The 4084-nt window shown below is 71.3% G+C and carries 3 protein-coding genes; 1 reads left to right on the top strand and 2 read right to left on the bottom strand.

Features of this window, described 5'->3' with window-relative positions:
• A partial coding sequence (locus KBX53_RS24800; RefSeq protein ID WP_210861938.1) for a PQQ-dependent sugar dehydrogenase occupies positions 1 to 1798 on the top strand: 1798 nt, incomplete at its 5' end.
• A gap of 57 nt (positions 1799 to 1855) precedes the next feature.
• Here the strand turns inward: KBX53_RS24800 and KBX53_RS24795 are convergent.
• Entirely contained in the window at positions 1856 to 3535 is a 1680-nt protein-coding gene (locus KBX53_RS24795; protein WP_210861940.1) for a right-handed parallel beta-helix repeat-containing protein, read from the bottom strand.
• Positions 3536 to 3669: 134 nt separating this feature from the next.
• Positions 3670 to 4084: 2-oxo acid dehydrogenase subunit E2 (locus KBX53_RS24790; protein ID WP_210861937.1), on the bottom strand; the 415-nt coding region annotated here is incomplete at its 5' end.

The raw sequence follows: 4084 nt of genomic DNA, 5'->3' as shown, positions 1-4084 counted from the left end.
GAACTTCGCCCAGAACAAGTGGGTGTACCTCTACTACTCGCCGCCGATGGACACCCCGGTGGACGACCCGGCGACCCCCGACGTCAACGAGGGGGACGCGCCGGAGACCGGCACCGCGGCGGACTGGCAGCGGTTCAAGGGCGCGCTGCGGTTGTCCCGGTTCAAGCTGGACGGGATGCGGCTGAACCTCGCCAGCGAGCAGCAGATCATCGAGGTGCCGACCGACCGGGGCATCTGCTGCCACGTCGGCGGTCAGATCGACTTCGACAGCAAGGGCAACCTGTACCTGTCGACCGGCGACGACACCAACCCGTTCGCCTCCGACGGCTACATCCCGATCGACGAGCGGGCCGACCGTAACCCGGCGTACGACGCCCAGCGCACCTCCGCCAACACCAACGACCTGCGTGGCAAGTTGCTGCGCATCAAGCCGAAGGCCGGTGGTGGTTACACGGTCCCGGCCGGCAACCTGTTCAAGCCCGGCACGGCGCAGACCCGCCCGGAGATCTACGCGATGGGGCTGCGCAACGCGTTCCGGTTCGCCGTCGACAGGCGCACCGACAACGTGTACCTGGGCGACTACTCCCCCGACGCCTCCAACCCGAACCCGGAGCGCGGGCCGGCCGGACACGGCCGGTGGATGATGATCGACAAGCCGGCGAACTACGGCTGGCCGTACTGCGTGACGCCGACGATCGCCTACCGCGACTACGACTTCGCCACCGGCCAGTCCGGCAAGAAGTTCAACTGCGCGCGCCCGGTCAACGACTCACCGCACAACACCGGCAAGCGGCAGCTGCCGCCGGTCGAGCAGCCGCAGGTCTGGTACCCGTCCACGGCCTCGGCTGAGTTCCCGCAGCTGGGCACCGGCGGTATCGGTCCGATGGGCGGCCCGGCGTACGACTACGACGGGACCAGCACCTCACGGACCCGCTGGCCGGCCTACTACGACGGGGTTCCGCTGTTCTACGAGTGGACCCGCGACTACATCAAGGAGTTCCGCCTCGACTCCGACGGCGACGTCACCGACATCCGCCCGGTGGTGCCGTCGCTGGTGGTGGACAACCCGATGGACATGGAGTTCGGCCCGGACGGCGCGCTCTACGTGCTCGAGTACGGCGACGGCTACTTCGCCGAGAACCCGGACGCGCAGCTGTCCCGGATCGACTTCGTCCGGGGCAACCGGACCCCGATCCCGAAGATCAGTGGTACGCCGACCGTGGGCCAGGCCCCGCTGACCGTCGCGTTCTCCAGCGCCGGCACGACCGACCCGGACGGCGACAAGCTGAGCTACGCGTGGGACTTCAACGCGGACGGCTCGGTGGACAGCACCGCGCCGAACGCGAGCTGGACGTTCCCGGAGAACGGCTCGTACACCCCGACGCTGAAGGTGACCGACCGCACCGGCCGTTCCGCCTCGGCCACCCTGCCCCTGGTGGTCGGGCCGACCGCGCCGATCGTCGAGTTCGTCGCCCCGGTGGCCGGTCAGCCGTTCGAGTTCGGGCAGACGGTCGCCTACGAGGTGAAGGTCACCGACGACCTGCCGGTGGACTGCTCCCGGGTGAAGGTCACCTACGTGCTCGGGCACGACGAGCACGGGCACCCGCTCTCCACCTCGACGGGTTGCAGTGGGACCATCCCCACCTTCCTGGACGGTGGGCACAGCGGCGCTGACAACCTGACCGCGGTGTTCGTCGCGGAGTACACCGACGCGCCGACCGACCCGGGCGTACCCCCGCAGTCCGGCTCGGCGACGGTCGTGCTGGACCCGACCCCGGTGGCCGGCCTGGCCGGCTGACCAGTTCCACAGCGTGACAGCGGCGGCGGTCGGAGCGTTCCGGCCGCCGCCCGTCGGTCAGCTCCAGTCGCTGTCGACGTGGTTGTCACGCCAGCGTCCACCCACCGGCGGGGTGTCCAGCCGCATCCCCGCCTCGGCGTTGCCGGCGAGGTCGTTGTCCTCGACCCGGCAGTCCACGCAACTGCCCCGATCGGTGATCCACAGCCCGTGCGTCTGGGTCTGGTTGTCGTGGTTGTCCCAGATCCGGTTTCCGCGGATGGTGGCCGAGTCGAACGGCGCGTTGATGGTGATGCCGGCCCGCTGCCCGGGTGCGGGGTCGAGTTCGTACGCGCAGCCCGGCGGCGGCACGTCCCCGCTCCACGCGCTGAAGGCGTCCGGGCGGACCGGGGCCAGGGTGAGTTCGTCGCCGGTGTTGGCGGCGACAGTGGCCACCGACCGGCCGACCCGCAGGATCTTGCCGCGGTGCCCGTCGTGCGGCCAGTCGGCGGTGCGGTCCACCAGGCTCCGCTCGCTGTAGCGGACGGCCTCGCCCGCACCGCCGGCGGCCCGGCCGTACTGCCGCCCGTTGTTGCGGATCCGGTTGTTGAGCAGCACCGCGTCGCTCATCTGGTGGTCGATCCGGACCGCGTCGAGGCCGTTGCCCCAGAACTCGTTGCTCTCGATCACCACGTCCCGGACCGGGCCCTGGTAACCGCGCCCGAGGTCGCGGGAGTGGTAACCGTGCTGGCCGTTGCCGCTGATCCGGTTGCCCCGGACGAGGTACGGTCCGGGGCTGTTGCCGATGCTGATCCCGTCGCGCAGGTTGCCGTCGATGACGCAGTCGGTGACGAGTCCGCCCCGCCCGGCCACCGTGGAGGTGCCCTGCGACGACACGTCGAAGCCGGCCTCCAGGTTTCCGGTCATCGTGCAGGCGGAGACGATCAGGCCGTCGGCGCCCCAGTCGGAGATGCCGAAGCGGTTGCCTTGACTGTGGCAGCCGATGATGCGGTAGCCGCGCGGTGGGGTCCAGTAGTCCTTCTGCAGCTCCAGGAAGATGCCGTTGGTGCCGTTGGCCAGGGCGGTGCAGTTGGCGATGGTCAACCGCTCCACCGGTCCCCAGCCACCGATGCCGATCCCGATGCCGGCGCCGCCCATCTGCTCGCCGTTGTCCAGTCGGCCACAGCCGACCACCACCACCCCGTCGATCAGGGAGTCCTGGAGGAAGTCGCAGCCCAGGCCGCTGGCCGCGGTGTGGTGGATGTAGAGGTTGCGGAAGACGCCGCGCACCACGTACTGCAGGCCGAGGCCCTTGGCCAGGTAGTTGTACTCGGCCATGGCGACGCCGGAGCCGTCGATCTGGAAGTCGGCGAAGGTGCAGTCGGCGATGTGCCGGTCCCGGTCGGCGCCGTGCTGCACCGTGGTCCAGAAGGCCAACGGGGTCGGGTCGGCCCGGTTGCCCTCGTTGCTGAGCATGAACCGGGTCGCCGCCGGGCCGGCCCCGATCAGCGACACCCCGCTGCGCCACACCGTGCCGGCGTCGCGGATCGAGTAGATGCCCGGCGGGCAGTAGATCACCCGGGCCCGCCCGTCGGAGGCGTACCCGGCGCCGAGCCGGTCCACCAGGGCGGCCAGCGCCGGCTGGTCGTTGGTGGAGCCGTCGCCGGTCAGCCCGTACTCCAGGGCGTCGCAGTAGAGCGGCGCACCGGCGGCGGCGGGCCGCCGCACCCGGACCGAGTTCAGTAGCAGCTCGTTCGCCACGGCCACAGGCCGGCTCCCTTCGACGCGTTCGGTGCGCTCCGGCGGGGCCGACTTCCCCCTGACACCGCCGGGAAACCCCCGGGCGTGCGCCGGCCCCGGCGCCGCACGGGCGACACCGGGGCCGGGGGTACGCGTCAGACGGCGGCGATCAGCAGCGCCGGGCGCTCCACACAGTCGGCGACGTGGCGCAGGAAGCCACCGGCCACCCCGCCGTCGCAGACCCGGTGATCGAAGGTGAGGCTGAGCTGGGTCACCTTGCGGACGGCGAGCTGCCCGTCGACCACCCACGGCTTGTCCACGATCCGCCCGACCCCGAGCAGGGCCGCCTCGGGGTGGTTGATGATCGGCGTGGAGCCGTCGACGCCGAACACCCCGTAGTTGTTCAGCGTGAAGGTGCCACCGGTCAGCCGGGCCGGGGGCAGGCTGCCGGCCCGCGCGGCGGCGGTGGTCGCCGCCAGTTCGGCGGCCAGTTCGGCGGTGGTGAGCCGCTGGGCGTCGCGCGGCACCGGCACCAGCAGCACCCGGTCGGTCTGCGCGGCGATGCGGAGG

Origin of the sequence: Micromonospora sp. M51 (genome assembly GCF_018070305.1) — a bacterium.
GTDB classification, from domain to species: domain Bacteria; phylum Actinomycetota; class Actinomycetes; order Mycobacteriales; family Micromonosporaceae; genus Micromonospora; species Micromonospora parva.
The sequence above is the reverse complement of the archived record's forward strand: the minus strand, read 5'-3'. Positions and strand labels throughout refer to the sequence as shown.